Origin of the sequence: Bradyrhizobium sp. 159 (assembly GCF_023073795.1) — a bacterium.
In the GTDB taxonomy this organism is placed as follows: Bacteria; Pseudomonadota; Alphaproteobacteria; order Rhizobiales; family Xanthobacteraceae; genus Bradyrhizobium.
On sequence record NZ_JADPKE010000089.1, the window covers coordinates 82330 to 105020 of the forward strand.

General features: G+C 65.0%; 20 protein-coding genes and 1 pseudogene. 12 read left to right on the forward strand and 9 right to left on the reverse strand.

Annotated features, from left to right (window positions below; all coding sequences use genetic code 11):
• Positions 1–7: 7 nt before the first annotated feature.
• Entirely contained in the window at positions 8–1861 is a 1854-nt protein-coding gene (locus IVA96_RS26990) for a TRAP transporter large permease subunit (RefSeq protein ID WP_247278505.1), read from the reverse strand.
• A gap of 22 nt (positions 1862–1883) precedes the next feature.
• Positions 1884–2915, reverse strand: coding sequence for a TRAP transporter substrate-binding protein (locus IVA96_RS26995; RefSeq protein ID WP_247278504.1), 1032 nt, complete (start codon positions 2913–2915; stop codon positions 1884–1886).
• 418 nt (positions 2916–3333) lie between these two features.
• On the opposite strand from IVA96_RS26995, the gene IVA96_RS27000 reads away from it, so the two are divergent.
• Positions 3334–4812: a caspase family protein gene (locus IVA96_RS27000; protein ID WP_247278503.1), complete on the forward strand. Its 1479-nt coding sequence runs from the start codon at positions 3334–3336 to the stop codon at positions 4810–4812.
• Positions 4813–4909: 97 nt separating this feature from the next.
• Here the strand turns inward: IVA96_RS27000 and IVA96_RS27005 are convergent, their stop codons facing one another.
• Entirely contained in the window at positions 4910–6208 is a 1299-nt protein-coding gene (locus tag IVA96_RS27005; RefSeq protein ID WP_247278502.1) for a Spy/CpxP family protein refolding chaperone, read from the reverse strand.
• A 102-nt stretch (positions 6209–6310) separates the two neighbouring features.
• The gene (locus IVA96_RS27010; protein ID WP_247278501.1) at positions 6311–7735 is read right to left on the reverse strand and encodes an FAD-linked oxidase C-terminal domain-containing protein; all 1425 of its coding nucleotides are present in this window, start codon (positions 7733–7735) and stop codon (positions 6311–6313) included.
• Positions 7736–7820: 85 nt separating this feature from the next.
• Between IVA96_RS27010 and IVA96_RS27015 the strand changes: the two genes are divergently transcribed.
• Complete coding sequence (locus IVA96_RS27015; RefSeq protein ID WP_247278500.1) at positions 7821–8327, forward strand: thioesterase family protein; 507 nt, start codon at positions 7821–7823, stop codon at positions 8325–8327.
• 3 nt (positions 8328–8330) lie between these two features.
• Here the strand turns inward: IVA96_RS27015 and IVA96_RS27020 are convergent, their stop codons facing one another.
• A complete protein-coding gene (locus IVA96_RS27020; protein WP_008556598.1) occupies positions 8331–8504 on the reverse strand; it encodes a DUF1328 domain-containing protein in 174 nt (57 codons plus the stop codon).
• Between the two features lie 235 nt (positions 8505–8739).
• Here IVA96_RS27020 and IVA96_RS27025 point away from each other — a divergent pair, with 235 nt between their 5' ends.
• The 8 genes and pseudogenes from IVA96_RS27025 (at position 8740) to IVA96_RS27060 (ending at position 16719) form a co-directional block, all read left to right on the forward strand.
• On the forward strand, positions 8740–11310 hold the full coding sequence (locus IVA96_RS27025) for a UvrD-helicase domain-containing protein (RefSeq protein WP_247278499.1): 2571 nt from the start codon (positions 8740–8742) through the stop codon (positions 11308–11310).
• A gap of 91 nt (positions 11311–11401) precedes the next feature.
• A complete protein-coding gene (locus tag IVA96_RS27030; RefSeq protein ID WP_247278498.1) occupies positions 11402–11818 on the forward strand; it encodes a hypothetical protein in 417 nt (138 codons plus the stop codon).
• Positions 11818–12486: an OmpA family protein gene (locus IVA96_RS27035; RefSeq protein ID WP_247278497.1), complete on the forward strand. Its 669-nt coding sequence runs from the start codon at positions 11818–11820 to the stop codon at positions 12484–12486. The genes IVA96_RS27030 and IVA96_RS27035 overlap by 1 nt, the downstream gene beginning before the upstream one ends.
• Positions 12487–12659: 173 nt before the next feature.
• The gene (locus IVA96_RS27040; protein WP_247278496.1) at positions 12660–13178 is read left to right on the forward strand and encodes an Mpo1-like protein; all 519 of its coding nucleotides are present in this window, start codon (positions 12660–12662) and stop codon (positions 13176–13178) included.
• A gap of 30 nt (positions 13179–13208) precedes the next feature.
• Positions 13209–14240: an NAD-dependent epimerase/dehydratase family protein gene (locus tag IVA96_RS27045; protein ID WP_247278495.1), complete on the forward strand. Its 1032-nt coding sequence runs from the start codon at positions 13209–13211 to the stop codon at positions 14238–14240.
• Between the two features lie 27 nt (positions 14241–14267).
• Entirely contained in the window at positions 14268–14894 is a 627-nt protein-coding gene (locus tag IVA96_RS27050; protein WP_247278494.1) for an isoprenylcysteine carboxylmethyltransferase family protein, read from the forward strand.
• Positions 14895–15064: 170 nt separating this feature from the next.
• Positions 15065–15274: a hypothetical protein gene (locus IVA96_RS27055; protein ID WP_247278493.1), complete on the forward strand. Its 210-nt coding sequence runs from the start codon at positions 15065–15067 to the stop codon at positions 15272–15274.
• Positions 15275–15416: 142 nt separating this feature from the next.
• A pseudogene (locus tag IVA96_RS27060) lies at positions 15417–16719 on the forward strand (sorbosone dehydrogenase family protein).
• Between the two features lie 4 nt (positions 16720–16723).
• Here the strand turns inward: IVA96_RS27060 and IVA96_RS27065 are convergent.
• Positions 16724–17548 (reverse strand): aspartate dehydrogenase, encoded by an 825-nt coding sequence (locus IVA96_RS27065; RefSeq protein ID WP_247420289.1) that lies wholly within the window; start codon positions 17546–17548, stop codon positions 16724–16726.
• Between the two features lie 142 nt (positions 17549–17690).
• Here IVA96_RS27065 and IVA96_RS27070 point away from each other — a divergent pair, with 142 nt between their 5' ends.
• Positions 17691–18764 carry a tartrate dehydrogenase gene (locus tag IVA96_RS27070; protein ID WP_247420292.1) on the forward strand — a complete coding sequence of 358 codons (1074 nt, stop codon included), beginning with the start codon at positions 17691–17693 and terminating at the stop codon, positions 18762–18764.
• A gap of 155 nt (positions 18765–18919) precedes the next feature.
• Here IVA96_RS27070 and IVA96_RS27075 read toward each other — a convergent pair whose 3' ends face one another.
• Both IVA96_RS27075 and IVA96_RS27080 read right to left on the reverse strand, forming a co-directional pair.
• Entirely contained in the window at positions 18920–19861 is a 942-nt protein-coding gene (locus IVA96_RS27075; RefSeq protein WP_247278490.1) for a LysM peptidoglycan-binding domain-containing protein, read from the reverse strand.
• Between the two features lie 180 nt (positions 19862–20041).
• Positions 20042–20476: a MarR family transcriptional regulator gene (locus IVA96_RS27080; protein ID WP_247420293.1), complete on the reverse strand. Its 435-nt coding sequence runs from the start codon at positions 20474–20476 to the stop codon at positions 20042–20044.
• 118 nt (positions 20477–20594) lie between these two features.
• Here IVA96_RS27080 and IVA96_RS27085 point away from each other — a divergent pair, with 118 nt between their 5' ends.
• Positions 20595–21773: a cytochrome P450 gene (locus IVA96_RS27085; RefSeq protein WP_247420294.1), complete on the forward strand. Its 1179-nt coding sequence runs from the start codon at positions 20595–20597 to the stop codon at positions 21771–21773.
• On the opposite strand, the gene IVA96_RS27090 is transcribed toward IVA96_RS27085, so the two are convergent.
• Positions 21770–22489: a hypothetical protein gene (locus IVA96_RS27090; RefSeq protein WP_247278488.1), complete on the reverse strand. Its 720-nt coding sequence runs from the start codon at positions 22487–22489 to the stop codon at positions 21770–21772. The genes IVA96_RS27085 and IVA96_RS27090 overlap by 4 nt on opposite strands.
• Between the last annotated feature and the right edge of the window lie 202 nt (positions 22490–22691).

Genomic DNA, 22691 nt, shown 5'->3' on the forward strand with positions numbered 1-22691 from the left:
GACTCCTTCAATAGCCGAACGCGCGCGGCAGCGCCGTCGAGAGCCACGGCACGAAGGCGATGACGAGCAGGCAGAGGAACAAGAGGCCGAGGTAGCCCATGATCGGCTTCACCGTCTGCTCGATCGGGACGTTACCGATCAGGCAGGCGCCATAGAGCCCGAGCCCGAGCGGCGGCGCGAACAGGCCGATCCCCATGGCGATGACAAGCACGACCCCGAAATGCAGGGGATCAATTCCGAGCTGCACGGCGACCGGCAGCAGCAGCGGTCCGAAGATGATGAGGGCGGCCGCGCCTTCCAGCACCGAGCCCATCACGATCAGCACGGCAATCGCCAAGAGGATGAACAACCAGACGCCTGAGGTCTTGGACAGGCCGAGCATGAAGTCGCCGACCGCATGCGGCACCTGCTGCAAGGTCAGCGTGAAGGCCAGCGATTGCGCGGCGGCGACGATGAACAGCACGAGACCCGCGCGCGTCGCCGCCTGCACGAAGCTGTGCGCGGCGGACTTGAAGCCGAGCTCGCGGAACACCACGCTGCCGACGACCAGCGCATAGGCGACGGCGAAAGCCGAGATCTCGGTCGCGGTGGCAAAGCCGGTCTTGAAGCCGAAGAAGATCATGAAGATCAGGCCGAACGAGGCGATCGCGCCGCTCCACAGGCCTGACACCGGCATCTGCGGCTCGACCTCCTCTATCTTGTCCGGCCGCTTGCCGAAGATGATGGACACCGCGATCAGCACCAGCGCCATCAGCGCCGACGGCAGGAGGCCTGCGACGAACAGGCCGCCGATCGACAGGTTCGCGACGAAGCCGAGGATGATCAAATTGATGCAGGGCGGAATGGTCTCAGCCATCACCGCGGACGCTGCAAGCAGCGCCACCGCGCCGCCCGGATTCTGCTTCGAGCGGCGCGCCGCCGGGATCAAGACGGAGCCGACCGCGGCGACGTCCGCCATCTTCGAGCCGGAGATGCCGGAGAACAGCACCATCGAGGCCACCATCACGACGTTCAATCCGCCGCGCATCCGCCCCACCGCGCGCTGCAACAGCTCGATCAGGCGCACCGACATGCCGTTGGCTTCCATGAGATAGCCGACGAGGATGAAGAAGGGGATCGCGAGCAACACGAAATTGTCGATGCCCCGCGCCATCTGCTGGGCGAAGATGACGCCGGGCAGCGCGCCCTCGACCCAGATGAAGATCAGCGCGGCGAGTGCCAGCGCAAACCCGATCGGCAATCCGCCGAACAGGGTGGCGAAGAAGCCGATCAGCATCAAGATGCCCGCCGACGGCACCGATGACGGCGAGAGATAATCCCAGGCAAGATAAAGGCCGGTGACGACCAGGATCGCAACGAGGCCCCTGACGATTTCAGGGAGCGGCCGCATGCAGAGATGGTTGATCGCGAACACCGTCATGAACAGCGCGCCGACACCCATCGGATAGAAGGTCAGCTCCAGTGGCAGGCCGGATCCGGTGGTCTGTCCCGCCGTCAGCGCACCCAGCTTGATGGCGTTGTAGGCGACATAGCCGGAGATCAGCACGACCAGGAGCGCGCTGGCGGCATCGACAAGCACCTGCAATCGCTGTGACAGCAGATCCCGGAAGAACGACACGCCGACATTCTCGCCGCGCGCGAGCGCGCTCGCCGCGCCGAAGAAGGCCGAGCCGACCATCAGTCCGCGCGCGACGTCGTCGGACCATTCGACCGGCGCGTTGAAGAAGAAGCGCAGCAGCACGGAGGCGCAGACCACCACGAGATCGACGGCCAAGAGAATGGCTGCGATCGCGTCGCTGAGGCGAAGCAGCATGGTGATGCTCCCGTGGCGTCCGCCCGAGAGAGGCACGGCGGCTGTCATCGCCAGCTCAGATTTGGCCATCTCAGGCTTGCGTCGCGCGGATGATATCGATGACGGCCTTGGATTCCGGCCGCGCCTTGATGAAGTTATCGGTCTGCGGCGCCACGCGTTTCCTGAACGCTTCGCGGTCGCATTCGGCCACCGTCACGCCCTTCTCCGTCAACGCCGCCAGCGCCTCCTTCTCGACCGCAAGCCCATGGGTGCGCGTGTCGGCCGCGGCCTTCTTCGCGGCATCGAGGAAGCCCTCGCGCAGCTTCGGATCCATGCGGTTGTAGGTCATGTCGCTGAAATAGATCGCGAGCGGCGAGAAATTGTGCTGCGTCAGCGCATAGAACTTCGCCGTTTCGAAGAACTTGCTGGCCAGGATGGTCGGCGGATCATGCTCCAGCCCATCCAGCACGCCGGCTTGCAACGCCGTGTAGATTTCGCCGAATGCCAGCGGCGTCGCCGCGGCACCCATCAGGCGCAGGCATTCGGTGATGACCGGGTTGGGCAGCGTTCTGATCTTCAGCCCCGCGAGATCTTCGGGCGTCTTGACCGGCTTCCTCGCCAGTACGCTGCGCGAGCCGAAATTATAGGCCCAGGCGATGATGCGGATGTTGCCACCCTTGAGCAGCGCATCCTCGATCGGCTTGGCGGCGCCGGCGTCGAACGCCTTGGTCTGCTGCGGAAAACTCGAGAAGAGAAAGCCGAGGTCGAAGGTGCCGACCAGCGGCACGAGATTGGCCGAGATCGACGAGCCCGACACCATGAGGTCGATGACGCCGAGCTTCACCGAATTGATGACGTCGATCTCCTGGCCGAGCTGGTTGTCTGGAAAGAAGGCGACCTCGATCTGCTCACCGAGGCCGTTCGCCTTCAGGCTCTTGACCAGATTGTCGTAATAGACGCGGCCGTTGGCGTATTTGGGATCGTTCGGCAGCGAGGACGAACATTTCAGTTTCAGCGTGGCAGCTTCGGCGCGGCCGACGATCGCGGGAGAGAGCACGAGGCCGGCGGTGACCGCCGCCGATGACTTGATGAACGCGCGACGGTTCACGGGCACGATGGTCATGGTGCGGCTTCTCCCCGATTATTCTTGTTCGCCGCGGTCGTTGCCGCAGCCTGTTACGCAGACTGTATGGCCAAAGCGACGAAGCAGGCAAGGCTAGCGCCAGTCGCGGCAGGGCGGCGCGCGATGACTGGCGGCAGCATGGGCGGATCGTGAAAACGCCGAGGTTATCCGGGATTATCGATGAGGATCGGCTTGCGGCCGATGTGTGAGGACGAGGGTTTCGCGGGGTGCCACGGATTGATCTAATTGGCGCATGGATCAATGCGCAATTCACATGGATTGCGCTCGAACGATGCTCCCCTCCCGGCAGGTCCCCTGCCCCATTTTGCCGCGGCCCGCTGCGTGATCCAGCGCACAGACGGCGTGATGGCGCAAACGTACAAAAGGTGACATCGTCGCGCCGATGGAGGTGACGCCCATGCGCCGTCCAGTCTTTTCCAATTTGCTTCTAGCATCCGGTTTTTTTGCGCTCGCACAGTTGATGATGCCGACCGGCGCCGCCGCCGAGGCACGGCTCGCGCTGGTGATCGGCCAATCCGCCTATCGCACCGTGCCGGAACTGCCCAACGCCGCCAACGACGCCAAGGGCATGACGGAGCTGCTCGGCAATGCCGGCTTCACCGTCACCACGGCGGCCAATCTGGCGCAGAGCGAGATGCGTGCGGCGATCTCGGATTTCGCCGGCAAGGTCAGCGCCAGCGGCGCCGACACCGTGGCTCTGGTGTTCTATGCCGGCCATGGCCTGCAAATCGACGGCGAGAACTATCTGGTGCCGGTCGATCTCGACCCCAAGCGCGAGGCCGACATTCCGCTCCAGGGCGTGCGGCTGAACGACCTGCTCAACACGCTCGGCGCGCTGCCGACGCGGGCGCGCATCTTCATGCTCGACGCCTGCCGCAACAATCCGTTCCCCGCGCTCAGCGGCGCCGGTCATGGGCTTGCGATCGTCGACACCAAGGCCGGCGCGCCCGGCTCCTTCATCTCCTATTCGACCTCGCCCGGCGCCGAAGCCGAGGACGGCAACGGCATCGACAGCCCCTATACCACCGCCGCACTGACCATCGCCAAGCAGCCCAATCTGCCGATCGAAGAGGTGTTCAAGCGCATCCGCGTCGCCGTGGCGCAATCGACCGCAGGGCGGCAGATCCCCTGGGAAAGCTCGTCGTTGACCACTGATTTCAAGTTCTTCGGCGAGAGCAGCGACCAGCCGCCTTCCCTTCCGGGCGCAAATTCGATGGCGCTCGCCAGCGCCACGCGCAGCGTCGAGGACTGGCGCAAGGATTTGCAGGGCAAGCCCGCCAAGGTCGCCTATGAGCTCGTGATCAGTGAGGATACGGTGCCGGCCTATCAGGCCTATATCGAGCTGTACGCACAGGACGCTCAGACGCCGCGCCTGCGCACGGTGCTGGAGCGGCGGCGGCAGATGCTGGCCTGGGAGCGCGCGGTCTCGATCAATACCCGCGCCTCGTTCGAAGCTTATCTTGCGAACTGGGACAACAGCGACTTAGCTGCGACCGCGCGCAGGCTGCTGCTTCGCGTCCAGAACCGCAATTATGGCCAGGCCGCTGCCGCCGCTGCGGCGCCGGCCCCGATCGCCGTCGCAATGGCGCCGACCTGCCCGTGCTCGACGCCGTCGCCGCCTGCAACGCCGGTCAATCCGAGCGTCGCGCCCATCATCAAGAAGCGCGTCGACGACACGCCGCCGAAGCGCAAGGTGGTCGAGACGCCGCCGAAGCGCCGGCCGCCGCCCGAAGAGGTCGTCTACGAGCGTGCGCCGCCCCCGGGGCCGCCGCCCGGCGCCGTGATGCAGGGCATCGGCATCGGTATCGGGATCGGCATGGGAATGGGCGGCGGCCGCGGCGGAGATCATTATCGCGGCGATTACCGCAGATACTGAGCCGGCCCGGCACAAACAGAGATCCGGCTCGCGCCGATAGCGCAAGCCGGATCTACTGCAACAGTACCGGACGATGCGGCGCACGGCGTCGTCGCGTTCAGGACATGCGGCGCGGGCCGATGGCCTCGAACTGCGCCTTCTGCTCGTCATTGAGCGTGGCGTAGAAATCATCGAGCGCTGCGCGCACCGACTTGATCCCATCCAGCATCACGCCGAGGCGCTGGCGGATTGCGGACATGCGTGCCGGCGGTGTCATCACGTCATTGGGCTCGCAGGCTGCCTTGAGCGATGCACTGATCTTGGCGCTGGTATCCTGGAGCACTTGGAGGGCCGCGCGCTGGGTATCGTTCGGACGAATCCTCTCCTCGATCGTGGCGCCAGGCCAATCGAACGCGGCGGACGCGCTGCAATTCTGCACCGACGATCCACTCGCATCGTTCGATGCGGTCGCGCGCCGCTGGTCGCCAGCCAGCGCATTGAAGCGCGCCTTCTGCTCGTCAGTCAGCGAACCATAGAACTTGTCGAGCGCAGGCTGGACCAGATCGACGGCCTTCTGCATGGCTTCGACACGCTGCTGCATCGCCGCGAGCCGGCCGGGCGCCGTCGCTGCGGCCTGCGTCGGACAGGATGTGCGGATCAGCGCTGCAGCGTCCATCGAGGCATTGCCGAGCGCATCGAGATCGGCGCCTTGCGCATCGCTCGGCTGCACCGCCGCCGCAATCTGGTCGATCGGCAGACCGACGATGGCACGCCGGTCGCTGCCGCAGAGCTGATCGAGCGGCGCGCTGCGCGCCCGCCGTCGTCCCTGCGGCTGCTGCGGCAGATAGGCCGACAACCGATCATAACCGTAGGGGCCGAAAATGCCGGCATAGATGTCCGGATAACCGTAGCCCCAGAAGCCGAGACCGTCGCCCCAGATTGTGTAGTCGTAGAGATCATTGTAGGCGAACGGCCAGAACAGCGGTCCGACCCAGCCATAGCCGCCACCCGCATGTTGCCACCATCCGCTGCTTGCGCCGCTCCAGCCGGCCAGTGCGGCCGCGGTCGCGATCTGCGCACGCGCCACTGGATTGCTGATCAGCCGGCCGTTCCGAAATGTGCTTGAGTTGAGCGCATTGCGGAAGTTCGCGGGCCGTATCGCCGCGTTGCGGATATGACCGAAATTGGGGCTGCCGCGCCGGGCGCCTGTTGCGAACCGCATCCCGCGATGATGCCCGCCGCCGTGCGCGTGCCCGCCGCCGTGGCCGCGGAAATGGCCGCCACCATGATGACCACCGCCGTGCCCGCCTCCGTGCCCGCCACCATGGCCACCGCCATGTCCGCCCTTCGCCAGCGCCGCGCCTGCCAGCATGCAGGCAAACGCCACCGCGGCAATTCCAATGACCGGTCGCATCATCACGCCCTCCCGCGCAAAGCCCTGCCGTTGAGGCATCGGAACTTGGCGGGAATGGAACCGGCAACGTTGCCAAAAGTTCCCGGTTCTTGGCTGCGCAGGGCCCTAGGCCTCCGGCACGATCTTGCCGGGATTGAAAATATTGAGCGGATCGAGCGCCTTTTTCAGCGCCCGCATCGCATCTAGCGCTTCGGGACCGAGCTCGGCCTTGAGATATTTCTGCTTGCCTTGGCCGATGCCGTGCTCGCCGGTGCAGGTGCCGTCCATCGCCTGCGCGCGCTCGACCAGGCGATGCATGAACTCCTCGCCGCGCGCCATCTCGTCGGGATCGTTGACGTCGCAGACCAGTGAGCAATGGAAGTTGCCGTCGCCGACATGGCCGACGATCGGCGACAGCAGGTTGAGCCGCTTGAGATCCTCCTCGGTCTCGCTGACGCAGTCGGCGAGGCGCGAGATCGGCACGCAGACGTCGGTCGCGACGACGCCGATGCTGTCGCCGGGCCGCAGCGCCTTCACCGACCAATAGGCATCGTGCCGCGCCTGCCACAGTTTGGTGCGGTCCTCCGGCTTTGTGGTCCAGGAGAACTCGCCGCCGCCGCACTCCTTCGCAATCTCGCCGAAGGCCTTGGACTGCTCGGCGACCTCGATTTCGCTGCCGTGGAATTCCATCAGCAAGAGCGGCGTCTCCGGCAGCGTCAGCTTCGAATAGGCATTGCAGGCCTTGACCTGCGCGGCATTGAGCAACTCGATGCGCGCCACGGGAATGCCGGTCTGGATCGCCAGGATCACGGCCTGACAGGCGCCGTGCACGGTTTCGAATGACACCGCACCCGCCGCGATCGTCTCGGGGATACCGCGCAGGCGAATGGTCAATTCCGAGATGATGCCGAGCGTGCCTTCGGCGCCGACAAACAGATGGGTGAGGTCGTAGCCGGCGGATGATTTCTTGGCGCGCGTGCCGGTCGTGATGATCTCGCCGTCGCCGCGCACCACCTTCAAGGCCAGCACGCTGTCGCGCATGGTGCCGTAGCGCACCGCATTGGTGCCTGAAGCGCGCGTCGAGGCCATGCCGCCGAGCGAAGCATCCGCGCCGGGGTCGATCGGGAAGAACAGGCCCTGGTCGCGCAGATGCTCGTTGAGCGCCTTGCGGGTGACGCCCGGCTGGATCACGCAGTCGAGGTCCTCGGCATGCACCGCGAGCACCTTGTTCATGTCGCGCAGGTCGATCGAGATGCCGCCGGCCGGTGCGTTGACCTGGCCCTCGAGCGAGGTGCCGGTGCCAAAGGGAATGACAGGGACGCGATTTTTGGCGCAGATCCGCACCACGTCCTGGATGTCGGCGGTCTCCTGCGCCATCACCACGCCGTCAGGCGGCTGGTTGGGAATCCACGTCGTGGTATGGCCGTGCTGTTCGCGAACGGCCTGCGAGGTGATGAGGCGGTTGCCGAAGCGTGCGGCAAGCTGTTCCAGCGCGCTTGTGAGGGCTTTCGGCTCCGGCCGCGGCGGATTATTGGTGATGGTCGTGCCCACGGAATTCCTCCCGACAGAAGGACCGTGGCAAAGGACATAAAATCGGTCAAGTCAAGGGACCGGACACATGGCTAGGGAAGGACATATGCCGGAGACTGCCGCCTCAGCGCCACAAGCCGAGCCGTTCCGCGCCTCGATCATGCAGATCGAGCCGCAATGGATCGACTACAACGGCCATCTCAACATGGCCTATTACAATGTGATGTTCGACCGCGCGATCGACCAGCTCTGGCTCGAGCTCGGGATCGGGCCAGCCTACATGAAGGAGCGAGGTGGCTCGACTTTCACCGCCGAATGCCATGTACGGTATCTGCGCGAGATCCACCTCGGCGATCCCGTGCAGATCTTCGTCTGGCTGCTGGAGGCCGACGACAAGCGGCTGCACACTTTTGAGGAGATGCGTCATGCTAGCGAAGGCTGGCTGTCGGCAACTTCCGAGAACATGTCGCTGCACATGGACATGAAGGCGCGGCGCGTTGCGCCATTTCCGCCCGATATCCAGGCGCGCATCGCCGCGGTCACAAAGGCGCACAGCACCCTGCCCCGCCCCGTGGGCATCGGCCGCAGCGTGGCGATGCCCTCGAAGCGGTAGCCGCTATATCCTGTTGCGGCCGCGCGCCAAGCCGACCACGGCCGAGACCAGGAACAGGACGACCGCGATGAAGAAGATGATCTTGGCGATCTCGATCGAGGCGCCGGCGATGCCGCCGAAGCCCAGGATACCCGCGATCAGTGCGATAACCAGAAACGTCACAACCCAGCCAAGCATGGTCAAACCCTCGTCTTGATGTCCGTCTTGCGTCCGGCGCTGACCGCGCCGCCTGCCCAGACAATCTCGACGCGAGAATGATGGTTCCGGCCGACGCAGGAGCGAAATTCGCTGCCTTCGCAGGAACAAATCGGCCCGCCGCGCACGTGGAAAACCCTGTCCATCGCCCCATATAGGGACTAATCCCTGTTAAGAAGGCTCCCTTCCACCACCCCGCGGTGCGATCGTGGGGCCAATGATTCGCATGACCGAGCCGAGCAAGATCACCAACGTTCCCGACCACCAGCCCGCAGCCGGCGGCATTGCCGCGCGTGCGCGGGCCTCCGTGGGTCCGAAATATCTGTCCGGGCTCAATCCGGAGCAGCGCGAGGCGGTCGAAACCCTGGACGGCCCGGTTCTGGTGCTGGCCGGTGCCGGCACCGGCAAGACGCGCGTCCTGACCACGCGCATCGCCCACATCCTGAGCCAGGGCCGCGCCCGCCCCGCCGAGATCCTGTCGGTGACCTTCACCAACAAGGCCGCGCGCGAGATGAAGCACCGGCTCGGCCAAATGCTGGGCCACGCGGTCGAGGGCATGCCGTGGCTCGGCACCTTCCACTCGATCGGCGGCCGCATCCTGCGCGTCCATGCCGAGCTGGCGCAGCTCAAGTCGAACTTCACCGTGCTCGACGTCGACGACCAGGTCCGGCTGCTCAAGCAGCTCCTGCAAGCCGAGAACATCGACGACAAGCGCTGGCCGGCGCGCATGCTCGCCGGGCTGATCGACGGTTGGAAGAACCGTGGCCTGATGCCGTCGCAGGTGCCCTCGGGCGAGGCCGCTGTCTTTGCCAACGGCAAAGGCGGCAAGCTCTATGCGAGCTACCAGGAGCGGCTGAAGATATTGAACGCCGCCGATTTCGGCGACCTGCTCTTGGAAAACATCCGCATCTTCCGCGAGCATCCGGACATCCTGCGGCAGTACCAGCAGCGCTTCAAATTCATCCTGGTCGACGAGTACCAAGACACCAACGTCGCGCAATATCTGTGGCTGCGGCTGCTGTCGCAGGCGCCGGCATCAACCAAAGCCGTCATTCCGGGGCGCGTCGAAGACGCGAACCCGGAATCTGGAGATGAGTCCTCAGCTCGAGATTCCGGGTCTGCGCCTTCGGCGCATCCCGGAATGACGGTGGCGGCTGCAGGCCCCACCAAAAACATCTGCTGCGTCGGCGACGACGACCAGTCGATCTATGGCTGGCGCGGCGCCGAGGTCGACAACATCCTGCGCTTCGAGCACGATTTTCCGGGCGCCAAGGTGATCCGCCTCGAGCGCAACTACCGCTCGACCGGCCACATCCTCGCCGCCGCCTCGCATTTGATCGCGCATAACGAAGGCCGACTCGGCAAGACGCTGCGCACCGAGGATCAGGACGGCGAAAAAGTCACGGTGACGGGCTCGTGGGATTCCGAAGAGGAAGCGCGCGGCATCGGCGAGGAGATCGAGCAGCTCCAGCGCCAGGGCGAGAAGCTGAACGAGATCGCAATCCTGGTGCGCGCCTCATACCAGATGCGCGAGTTCGAAGACCGCTTCGTCACGCTCGGCCTGCCCTATCGCGTCATCGGCGGGCCGCGCTTCTACGAGCGCGCCGAAATCCGCGACGCGCTGGCTTACTTGCGCGTCATCAATTCGCCGGCCGACGATCTCGCCTTCGAGCGCATCGTCAATACGCCCAAGCGCGGCCTTGGCGATGCCACCGTGCAGATGCTGCACGATCACGCCCGCAAGCGCCGCATCCCGCTGTTCGAAGCGGCCCGCGCGGTGGTCGAGACCGACGAGCTGAAGCCGAAGGCGCGCGGCTCGCTTCGTGATCTCATCACGCAGTTCGACCGCTGGCGCACCCAGCGCGAGGTCACCGCGCATACGGATCTTGCCCAGATCGTGCTCGACGAGAGCGGCTACACCGAGATGTGGCAGAAGGACCGTTCGGCCGATGCCGCGGGCCGGCTGGAGAACCTGAAAGAGCTGGTGCGCTCGATGGAGGAGTTCGAGAACCTGCAAGGATTCCTCGAGCATATCTCGCTGGTGATGGACCGCGACGGCGGCGCCGAGGACGACGCCGTGTCGCTGATGACGCTGCATTCGGCCAAAGGGCTCGAATTTGACAACGTCTTCCTGCCGGGCTGGGAGGAAGGCCTGTTCCCGAGCCAGCGCACGCTGGACGAACAGGGCCGCGCCGGCCTCGAGGAAGAACGCCGGCTCGGCCATGTCGGCCTGACCCGCGCCCGCCGCCGTGCCATGATCTATTTTGCAACCAACCGGCGCATCCATGGCACCTGGTCGACCACGATCCCGTCGCGCTTCCTCGACGAACTGCCGGCGGCCAATGTCGAGATTACAGAATCCAAGGGCGGCTCGGCCTGGGGCGGCACCGGCGGCTATGGCGCCTCGCGCTTCGACGACATGGAGGCGTTCGGCTCCAGCTATTCGACGCCGGGCTGGCAGCGGGCGCAGGCCAACCGCAACCGCGGCGGTCAAGGTCGCAATGGCGGTGGCCGCGGCGGTTTCGAGGAAGAGACCGCCTCGTTCTCGTCTTCCTCCTCGCCCGATTTCGGCAGCTTCTCCTCGCGCCGCCGCGGGCCCCTGACCATCGAGGGCGAGCTGGTCGCCAAATCCACCGGCACGACGTCCGAATTCTCGCTGGAAGACCGCGTCTTCCACCAGAAATTCGGCTACGGCCGCGTCACCAAGATCGACGGCAACAAGCTCACGATCGCCTTCGACAAGGCCGGCGAGAAGAAGGTCGTGGACAGCTTTGTGCAGCGGGCGTGAGCGCCCGTCCCTGTTGCAGCGGTGTTACGCCGCCGCGTTTCTTCCGCTCGCCCCTTGACCATCACGAACTTCCCCGTATCAGATGAAGCCCATGGTCCGGGGCTCCATCACATTGATCGTGCTTGCATTGGGAATGCCGCCGCTCGCAGCGGCGGAGACCATGAGCTTTGGCGATGCGATCGGCAAGCTGGCGGCGAGTTGCGGCGCGGAAATCGTCGCCAATTGCCGCGGCGTCAATCCGGACTCGACCCGCCTGAAGGAGTGCCTGTCGCGCAACCGCGACGTGCTGTCGCCGCAGTGCCAGAGCGACTATCTCGGCGTCTTCGACGCCATCCAGAAACGCGTTTCGGCGCGCGTCACGGTGGCGAACGCCTGCCAGCGCGAGATCGTCAAGGTCTGCGGCGGCTCGACCAGGGAGACCAGCAAGTCGATCCCCTGCCTGGTCTCGACCCCCAAGGGCATCAGCAACAATTGTCTGAAGGCCATCGACGACGCGGGGTATCGCTGATGCGCGCGAAGGGGCTCTCCACCGCCGGACTAGGCATCGCGCTGAGTTTCGTCCTGCTCGCGAGCGCGGCCGGCGCGCAGACGGCGGCACCGACCCGCGACGACATCGTCGGCAAGCTCAACCATTTCGAGGAAGCCGCCGAGGTCGATCTTCCCGCGCTGAAGCAGCAGGTGATGGAGCGCGCCAAGGCCAGGATCAAGAATGATCCCGGTCCGGTGAACCGGCCGTTGATCGCGCCCGATCTTGCCAAGCTGCCCGCCTTCAACGCACAGATTCAGTTCGACGCCGACACGCCGATCATCCAGCCGGCGTCTTACCAGACGGTGGGCCGCATCGCGGACGCATTGGTGCATTCCTCGCTGCTCCCCTACACGTTCCTGATCGTCGGCCATGTCGAGTCCAATTCGAAGACGCGCGAGGCCAACGCGATCCTGAGCCAGCGCCGGGCAGATGCGATCCGCGACGTGCTGGTGAACACGTTCAAGATCTCGACCAAACGGCTGCATCCGATCGGCCTCGGCGAAGAGCAGTTTCTCGACCGGGCCAAGCCGACGTCCGCCGTCAACGGCCAGTTGCAGATCCTGACCTATGCCAAGTTGCCGGAAGAGCCTGCGCACCCTGCTGCGGCACCTGCGCCTGCGGCGAAAAAGCCCGCCAAGAAGCGCTGAGCGCGTGCATCCCAGCGTCCGACGGAACCCTTTGAAGTTTTGACCATTTTGTGACCTGTCTCACAGCGCAACAGCACGGTTTCGCGCGACAATAGGGCCGGTTTGTGCACCGCCCGGTCAGGTGCTATAGGCTTTTTTCGTCCTTCCCCGACCCTGTGCTGAACGAGAGCGAGATGGCTGGCTATTTTCAACGCCAACTGGCCGACTACGTCGAATATCATCGCGATCCCTGGAACTGCGCGATGCACGTGGTCGGCATCCTGCTGCTGTTCACCGGCGCCGTGCTGCCGCTGACCCTCGTGCATGTCTCCGTCTTCGGGATCGAGGTCAGCTTGGCGGTGATCATGGCGCTGCCCGTGCTGGTCTACTGGCTGATGCTGGACGCCGGGATCGGGTTCGCCATCCTGGTCTCGATGATCGTGCTGCTTTCAGTCGCAACCGCAATCGGCAATCAGGTCTCGGTCGCCATGATGTGGTCGATTTTTGCCGTGCTGATCGGCATTGGCGTCGCAGCGCAGATTGTCGGTCACAAGGTTTTCGAGGAACGGCAGCCGTCGATGGTCGATCACCCCACGCATTTCCTGCTTGGACCGATGTTTGTCATGGCGAAATTATTCATTGCATTGGGCTTCCGTCGCGACCTTGCCGCGATTCTGGCGCCTCTTCCGGCCAATTCCCTTTCGACCCGATAACTTCCAGAAGCGAAACAGCAAACCGTCTTCATGGCTCTCGTACTGGTTACCGGTGGCAGCGGCTTCATCGGACATCATCTCGTAGAAGCGCTCCGCGCCCGCGGGCAGCAGGTGCGTGTCCTCGATGTCCGGCCGACGGCCGCGGCGCACGCGGACGTTGAATATGCCCATGGCTCGGTGCTCGACCGCGATGCGGTCGATGCCGCGCTGACCGGCGTCGATCAGGTCTATCACCTCGCCGGCCTTCCCGGCATGTGGGTCGCCAACAAGCAGGACTTTCATGAGGTCAATTGCCGCGGCACAGAAATCGTGCTCGCGGCCGCGATGAAGCGCAGCGTGTCGCGCTTCCTGCACTGCTCGACCGAATCGATCCTGTTCCCCTATTCCGACCTCAACGGTGTTCCCGCCGAAGAGGCTCTGCAGCCTGCCGAAGCGATGCCCGGCGCCTATACGCGCTCGAAGTCGCTCGCCGAGCATTGCGCCGCAAAGGCCGCAGCAAGTGGCTTTCCGCTCGTGATCGGCACGCCGACCATGCCGATCGGTGCCGCCGACCACAATCTGACGCCGCCGACGGCGATGCTGTGGTACTTCCTCCAGAAGAAGGTGCAGCCGCATCTCAACTTCCTGGTCAACCTCGTCGACGTCCGCGACGTCGCCATGGGCCTCGTGCTGAGCATGGAACGCGGCCGGGTTGGCCAGCGCTACATTCTGGGCGGCGACTGCGTCCCGCTCGGCAACATCCTGCGGATGATGTCGGCGATGAGCGGCCGACGGCAGTTTCCAATCATCGTGCCCGGCAGGATCGCCGAGCTCTCCGCGATCATGCTCGAATACATCGCCGATCGCATCACGCGCCGGCCGCCCAACGGCACTGCCGAGGGCGTGCGCATTGCGCTGGCCGCGAGCGACCTCTCGATCGGCAAGGCGCGCACCGAACTCGGCTATTCGCCGCGTCCGATCGAGCCTGTGCTGCGCGAAACCATCACCCATCTTCTCGCCCGCAACGGTCAGTCGGCCTCCGGCTCGCTCGAGCATCACGCGCTCTCCTCGCGCGCGAGCTGAGCTCTCGGCCCAACGCAAAGAACCTTCATGTCCTTCGATTTCAGCAAGCTTCTCTCTGTCGCCTGGGGTGGTTGGACCACGACCTGGCCGACGCAACTGCTCGCCCTGATCTGGCTCGCCTGGCTCGTAAGCTGGGTCGGCGCCTCGTTCTGGCAGGGCCGCACCCAGAAGCAGGTGATGACGCTGGAATCCGGCCGCTATCGGATCCCGATCCTGGTCGGCGGCATCCTGTTCACGCCCTGGACGGCCGAAGTGCTGAACGAGAAGCCGCTCTGGGTGTTCAGCAACACCGGCGTCTACATCACGGCCCTGATCGTGCTCGCCGGCATCTCCTTCACCTGGTGGGGGCGGCTGCATCTCGGCAAGTTCTGGTCCAACACCATCACCCATAAGGAAGATCATCGCGTCGTCGACACCGGCCCCTACGGCATCGTGCGCCACCCGATCTACACCGGCCTGATCGCGGGCATGCTGGCGACCGGCATCGCGGTCGGCACCGTCACCGCAATCCTCGGCGCCATCCTGATCTCGCTCGGCATGTGGCAGAAGGGCCGGATGGAAGAGGTGTTCCTGTCGAAGGAACTGGGCGAAGACGCCTATGGCGCCTATTGCCGCCGCGTGCCGATGATTATTCCGTTCCTGTCGCCGCGGTGACGTAACCAGCCGCCATATCCGCCGTTGTCATCCTGGCGAAAGCTTGGCTTTCGCCAGGACGACGCTGGGGAAGCAGTGCGTGGGACCGCATCAACCCTGCCTGTTATGAGGAACCACCGCTCCCTGCGCCCGTTACCCACGACGCCTGCAACTAGCCGCAGAGCATCGCCATGTCTGATGCCTACGATTATTTTCGCGAGCACGCGATTGCCGCCGTCCGTAAGGCGCGGGCGTTGCCGCCCGGGCGGCCGAAGCGAAAGCAGCGCACGGTGGCGCGGGTCTATCACCTCCTGTCCAAGGAGGCCGCGCTTGCGCCGAACATCCATCATCTCGATGATTTTCGCGCGGTACGGCGGCTCGAGCGGCAGATCGGCCGCTGATCTCCCCGCACAGCCCGTCGGCGCTCGTCCCATGCAAATTCGATCGGCTGCCATTCCAATGGAATAGACCCTGACGACGCACCGCACAGGTTGACGTCCGAGCCGCCAGCCAGTTGGATGCGCGCGCAAACAGGGGCTTCTCATGACGTTTTCAGGCATCTTTGCGCAGTTCGTTGCGCTCCTCGGCGGCATCGCGCTGCAATGGCGGAAGCTATCGGGCACCGAGCCCGCACCCGCCTGGGGAGAGAAGCCAGCGATCCCCGAGGCCAAGCCGCAAGGCACGATCCCGACGCTCAAGATGCCGACCGCGCGCGGCTGGAGCGCGGGCCAGAAGCCGTCCGTCGCGCCCGGGCTCCAGGTCAATGCGTTTGCGACCAGCCTCGATCATCCGCGCTGGATCGAGGTGCTGCCCAATGGCGATGTGCTGATCGCGGAAGCGACGCAGATCGCCAGCCCTCCGCGCACCGTGTTTCACTACGCGATGCAAGCGACGATGCGGCGCGCCGCCGCGCTCGGCGTTTCCGCCAACCGCATCACGCTGCTGCGCGACAGGGACGGTGACGGCGTTGCGGAGGTTCGCGGCGCCTTCATGGAAAACCTCCGCCAGCCGTTCGGCATGGCGCTGGTCGGCGACACCTTCTATGTCGGCAACACCGACGGCGTGATGGCGTTTCCCTATGTCGCGGGCGCCGATCGCATCACTGCGCCGGGCAAAAGGCTCACCAATTTCAAGCCGGGCGGCCACTGGACCCGTAGCCTGCTTGCGAGCCCCCGACGGCAAGAAGCTCTATGCCGGCGTCGGCTCGCTCAGCAACATCGCCGAGATGGGGATGGAGGTCGAACAAGGCCGCGCCGCGATCTATGAGCTCGACCTCGCCGCCGGCGCGCATCGCATTTTTGCTGCCGGCCTGCGCAATCCGGTTGGCCTGGCTTGGGAGCCCACGACGGGCGTGCTCTGGACTGTCGTCAACGAGCGCGATGGGCTCGGCGACGAGACACCGCCGGACTATCTGACCTCGGTGCGCGACGGCGGTTTCTATGGCTGGCCCTATTGCTACTGGGGCAAGACGGTGGACGACCGCGTGCCGCAGGATCCGGCGATGGTCGCCAAGGCGCTTCAACCGGACTATGCGCTCGGCGGCCACACCGCTTCGCTCGGCCTGTGCTGGATGCCCGCGGGCACCCTGCCCGGCTTCCCGGACGGCATGGTGATCGGTCAGCACGGCTCGTGGAATCGCAGCAAGCTGTCCGGCTACAAGGTGGTGTTCATCCCGTTCGAGAACGGTCGTCCCTCCGGCCCCGCGCGCGACATCCTCTCGGGCTTCCTCGCGCCCGATGAGAAGGAATCCTACGGCCGCCCGGTCGGCGTCGCGATCGGCCCCGACAAGTCGCTATTGATGGCCGACGACGTCGGCAACGTGATCTGGCGCGTGACGGGCGCTTAGAGGATCACGTCCCAACGCAGAGCGTAGCGCGCTGCTTGCGCAGCAGCGCGATCACCGACAGCGCCGTGATCAACCCCGTCTTGGGATTTTCGGACGGGATGTTCTCGATTCCCATCGAGAAGCGTGCGGAATCTGCCTCAACCTCGATGCGGTGAACGTTGCGCGTCACGGTCGGGTCGGCCCAGATCTGCACTTGGGTGCGATCCGGCCCGACGCCGGCAAGCGACAGCGCGACCGCGACGTTGAGATTGGCCGGGAAACCCTTTGCGGCCTCGCGCGCGGTGCCTTCGAATAGCTTGAGCGGCTCGCGCAGCTTGTCGATATCGATGCTGTTCTCGAGGATGAACGGCGCGCCCTTCAAGCCGTCGATCGGCTTGCGCGTCACCATCTTCACCGAATGAATGGTGCCGATTGCGGCCGCGTTGACGGCGTCGAGCCCGATCAGCGCGCCGGTCGGCACGATGATGCGGCCGCCATTGGCGCGGGCGACATCGACGAGATCGAAATTGTCGAGCAGCCCGCCGACGCTGACCACGAGCGCGGCCTTGCCGCGCCTGACCGCGGGCTCGACGATCTCGCGCAGATGCCGGCTCGGTGCACATTCCACCACGATGTCGGCGGCATCGCCGAGCTGATCAATCGATAGCACGGATGGTGCCCGCCGCAGGCCGCTGAGAAACGCCCGATGCTTGACGGGATCGCGCACCGCCACCGCCGACAATGTCAGTCCCTCGATGCCTTGATCCAACGCAGATGCGATCTTGGTGCCGATCGAGCCCAATCCCGCGATGGCAATCCGCAAATCGCTCGAAGCCTTATGTTCGGTCATCGCATCCCACTTTCTGGCTGGATTGATGTCATAGCGTATCGTTTTCTGTATAAGCCAGTGCGAATTGAGTTCGCCTTACCGATCCCCGGCATGGCGTGGACTGTGATCCGCCGCCGCAATCCCACTGATACGGAGTATTCTCATGCGCACCCATTCGATCGCAGCCATTCCCGCCGACGGGATCGGTCCCGAGGTCATCTCGGCCGGAATCCGCGTGCTGGAGGCTCTGGCAAAACGCAGCGGCGACCTCGCCTTCAACGTCAAAACGTTCGACTGGGGCTCGGACTATTACAAGAAGCACGGCGTGATGATGCCGGCCGATGGGCTCACCGAGCTGAAAAAATTCGATGCGATCTATTTCGGCGCGGTCGGTGCGCCTGACGTGCCTGACCACATCACGCTGTGGGGGCTGCGCCTGCCGATCTGCCAGGGCTTTGACCAATACGCCAACGTGCGGCCGACAAAAATCCTGCCGGGCGTCGCCTCGCCGCTGCGCAATGTCGGCGTCGGCGATCTCGACTGGGTGATCGTGCGCGAGAATTCGGAAGGCGAATATGCCGGCATGGGCGGCCGCGCCCACAAGGACCTGCCGGAAGAGGTCGGCACCGAAGTCGCGGTCTTCACCCGCGTCGGCGTTACCCGGATCATGCGCTATGCGTTTGAGCTCGCGCGATCGCGTCCGCGCAAGCTGCTCACGGTCGTGACCAAGTCGAACGCGCAGCGCCATGGCATGGTGATGTGGGACGAGATCGCGGCCGAGGTCGCCGCTGATTTTCCCGACGTCAGCTGGGACAAGATGCTGGTCGATGCCATGACGGTGCGCATGACGCTGCATCCGAAGAGCCTCGACACGATTGTGGCGACCAATCTCCATGCCGACATCCTCTCGGATCTCGCCGGCGCACTGGCGGGCAGCCTCGGCGTGGCGCCGACCGGCAACATCGATCCGCAGCGCCGCTTCCCCTCGATGTTCGAGCCGATCCACGGCTCGGCCTTCGACATCACCGGCAAGGGCATCGCCAATCCGGTCGCAACGTTCTGGACCGGCGCGCAGATGCTCGAGCATCTCGGCGAGAAGGATGCGGCGAGCCGACTGATGGCCGCCGTCGAGCGCGTCTGCGCAGCCGGCGTGCTGACACCCGATGTCGGCGGCAAGGCGACGACGAAGGAAGTGACGGATGCCGTGATCGACGCGATCCACGGGTCGAACGTCTGATCGCCACTCTCCGTGATGGCCGAGCTTGTCCCCGGCCATCCACGACCTTTTCGTGCGGCACCAAGAACGTGGATGCCCGGGACGAGCCCGGGCGTGACGAATTTGCGGAACAGCCGGACGCTCAATGAATGCTGCTTTCGCAGCGATGATGCGCTCTACCTCCGCCCCGCGGGAGCCGCCGGCGGCGTCGCCATCGCGGCGGCCGGCGCCGGAGGGGTGAGGTGGCGCGGAACGATGATGGTCTGGCCCGGGACGAGCTGCGCGTTCTCCGGCAATGAATTGCTCTGCGCGAGCGACCACAGCGGCACGCGGTTGGCAGCGGCGATGCTCTCCATGGTGTCGCCGCGACGAACCGGCAGCCGAACTCCGCTATCCCACAACTCGACCAGTGCATCGCCGGGCACGAGATAGCGCAGCGGCACGGCATCAGCCTGGGCCTGCGGTGGGATGCGCGGCAACTGCGTCACCATCTCGACGATCTGGCGATGGATGTCGTCGGACTTCTCGATGTTGATGTGCGAGACGCGCGCGTTTTCCTTCAGATCATAGCTCGCGTAATGACCGCGAAAACCGGGCACCGCCACGACATCGCCGCCCCCCAGCACGCTGTCGGACAGGAAGATGTTGATGAAGCGCTCGACATTGAGCGGGACGTCGCCGGTCGCATGCGCGGGATCGATGGCGATGACGAGGCTGATCGGGACGTTCTCCTTCGCCGCCATTTCGGAGATGACGATCGAGCACAGCCCGCCCATGGAATGGCCGACCAGCACGATCGGTGCCGCCTTCTCCTTGTAGCTGGCGATGACACGGTTGCCGATCAGCCGGCACAGGGTGAATTCATAGACATCGGCCGAGAAGCCGGCCTGGGTCAGTTTCTCGCCGAGCCGGTCCATGCCGGTCGAGAAGATCGGGCCCATGGCACCACGGAACAGGTAGACCCTCGGCGGCGGCAATGGCTCGAACGGGGGCGGCGGCGGCGCGGCGGGGACGGCCGCGGTGGCCTTGGACTTGGCCGGTGAGGTCGCGGCCACGCCGCTGCTCATGGCGAGCAGCGCAACCGCGGCCAGCGCGACTAGTCGCCTCAAACGAATCATCAGTCCACCAGTCCCACCACGGAAGGCAACGGCCTTCCCTGCCGGGCTTAGTGACCACCGATTGGGTGGATTTTGGGGCACGGAACCGGCTGCGGCCCCTCGCAAATCCATCGAGCTGCCGCGTATCCGCGGGAGATGACAGGCTTTGCGACGATCGGCCTCAGGCCGGCGTCGCGAGAGCTAAAGCGGCAGCATCCGGTTCAATAGGTCGAGCAGCGTGCGCTGCTCCGCGTCGCTGAGCGGCGCCAGCATCCTTTCATTGTAGGGCTGCGTCAGCCTTGCCCCCTCCTGAATGAGCTTTGCGCCCTTTGGCGTCAGCATGAACTCGACGGCGCGGCGATCCGACTTCGAGCGGTTGCGCTTGATGAAGCCGGATGACTCGAGCTCGTTCAGGATCTTGATCAAGTTCGGCAGACGCAGGCGGAGCAGGCTGGCAAGGCTGCTGGGGGGAACGCCGGGATTGTCGCGAATGACGACGAAGATCGCATAGGTCGCGGGCGTCAGGCCCAACGCGGCGAACTCCTCGTAGAAGCCTTCGAAGAACTTCAGCTGCGCCAGGCGCAGCATGAAGCCGGGTGTCCGCTGCAGCGCCCGCAGATCCAGCGATGTCTCCAAGTCGACCTCCACTTGGGATCTGCTGAAGGTCGTCGCCACGATCAAGGCGAGGACGCGTTCCGCTCCGAGAGCGACGGTCAGTGCCCGCTGGCGAAGCAATAGCGGTTGGGAGCTGACCATGAGCGGCATTGCATCGAGTCCGGTCGACCCGTTTGCGCCCGATTTCCTGATCGACCCCTATCCCGCCTATGAGGCGTTGCGCGCGCTCGGGCCTGCGTTCGCACTGGAGCGTTACGGCGTGTGGGCCATGGCAGGCTATGCCGAGGTCGAACCAGCCCTGAAGGACTGGAAGACGTTCATCAGTGGCGAGGGCGTCGGGCTCCACGGCATGAACCCGGCACTCCCGAAGCCGCTGACGCTCCAGATCGATCCTCCCGACCACGACAAAGGCCGGCGGGTTCTCGGCCGTACGCTGTCTCCGGGTCTCGCAAGAAAGCTGCGCGAGACGTTTCAGCGTGAAGCAGAGAAGAAGGTGTCGGAGCTTATCGACAAAGGCACATTCGATGCCGTAACCGATCTCGCCGAAGCCTATCCCATGAAGGTGTTTCCGGATGCGATCGGCATCAGGCCGGATGGCCGTGACAAGCTGCTGGCCTGGAGCACGTTCGTGTTCGACAGCTTTGGCCCTGACAACGAGATGCTGGCCGCATCGCGGAAGGAAGGTCTCGCCGCCCAAAGCTGGATCATGGAATGCTGCGCGCGAGATGCGCTACGGCCCGACGGGCTCGGCATGATGATCTACCAAGCGGCCGACGAGGGCGAGATCAGCGAGCACGAGGCAACGCATTTGGTGCGGCCGTTCCTTACCGCGGGGATCGACACCACCGTCAACGGAATCGGCAACACCCTGCTTGCGCTAGCCACCCATCCGGATGAATATCGCAAGCTGCATCACAAACCGGAGTTGGCGCGCAATGCTTTCGAGGAAGGACTGCGCTACGATTCACCGGTGCAGACGTTCTTCCGCACCACCTCGCGCGATGTCGAGATTGGCGGCGGCGTGATCCCGGCGCATCGCAAGGTGCTGCTGTTCATGGCTTCCGCCAACCGCGATCCCGCACGCTGGGACAGAGCCGACCGCTTCGACGTCGAGCGGGTTGCGACGGGCCATGTCGGCTTCGGCGCCGGCATCCACGCCTGCGTCGGCCAGATGATCGCGCGCCTGGAAGGCGAATTGATCTTCAGCGAGCTCGCAAGGCGCGTGAAGACCATCGAGCTCACGGCAGAGCCGAGGCGCAGGCTCAACAATTCGCTGCGCGGCCTTGCGAGCATGCCGGTGCGGGTGATGGCGGCCTAGTTCCTGGCCGGAGCCGCTGCGGCCGCCGAGCGCGCTGACCGCGGCACACCGGGCTCCGCGACCGGCACAGCCGGGGCGCGCGAGCGCATGATCGCGGCGTTGATTTCCGCGATGACGCGGCGCTGGATCGCCTCGTTCTTGTCGATCGAGATGTGGCCAACACCGGTGCCGCGAACATCGACATTGTCAAGCTTGCCCCGCAGGCCAGCCGCGGCCCGCACCGGCTCGCCGGGACCATCGCCGATATAGATGTTGATGTAGCGCTCGGCGCCGGTCGAGAGCTTGGTCTTGAACACGGAGTCGAGGCCTATCGCGAGCTTCACGGGAACGCCGAGCTGGTTCAGCTTGGCGATCATGTCCGGCAGCGCGGTCGCGCCCGAGGAATGGCCGACCAGGATGATGGTCTTGAGGCGGCCGGCCTTGTAGGCGGTCGCCGCTTCATCGGCGAGCGAGGACCACGAGACGAAGTTGGCGACGGTCACCGGGATGCCCTGCGCCTGGAGCCGGGCGCCAATCGTGTCGAGCCCGAGCGAGAAGATGTTGAGCACGCCACGAAGCAGGTAGACATGCGTGGTCGCTGCCGCTGCCTGGCTCGGCGCGGCCTTGGCGCCGGTCGGGCTTATGGCAACAGCTGACAGCAGAAGCAGGCCCATCGCCCACATGCGGAGGGCGGGCAACTGGCTGGCGCCGGCGGTGTGACGGCCGTTCGGTCTCATCGATGTTTTCCCTGGGGACAATACGCTTCGCGATTGGTCGGAATCGTAGCCACGGCCCGCTCGCAGACGCAACAAAGAGCCGCGTCAGCGACAATCTTAGCCGCGCTCCGTGACCATCGCGCAACACTTGGCTGAAACCTGCCACTGAAGGGCCTGTTTTGAGACCATTTTTCTCTGAGCAATTGCGACCCGGCAACGGCGT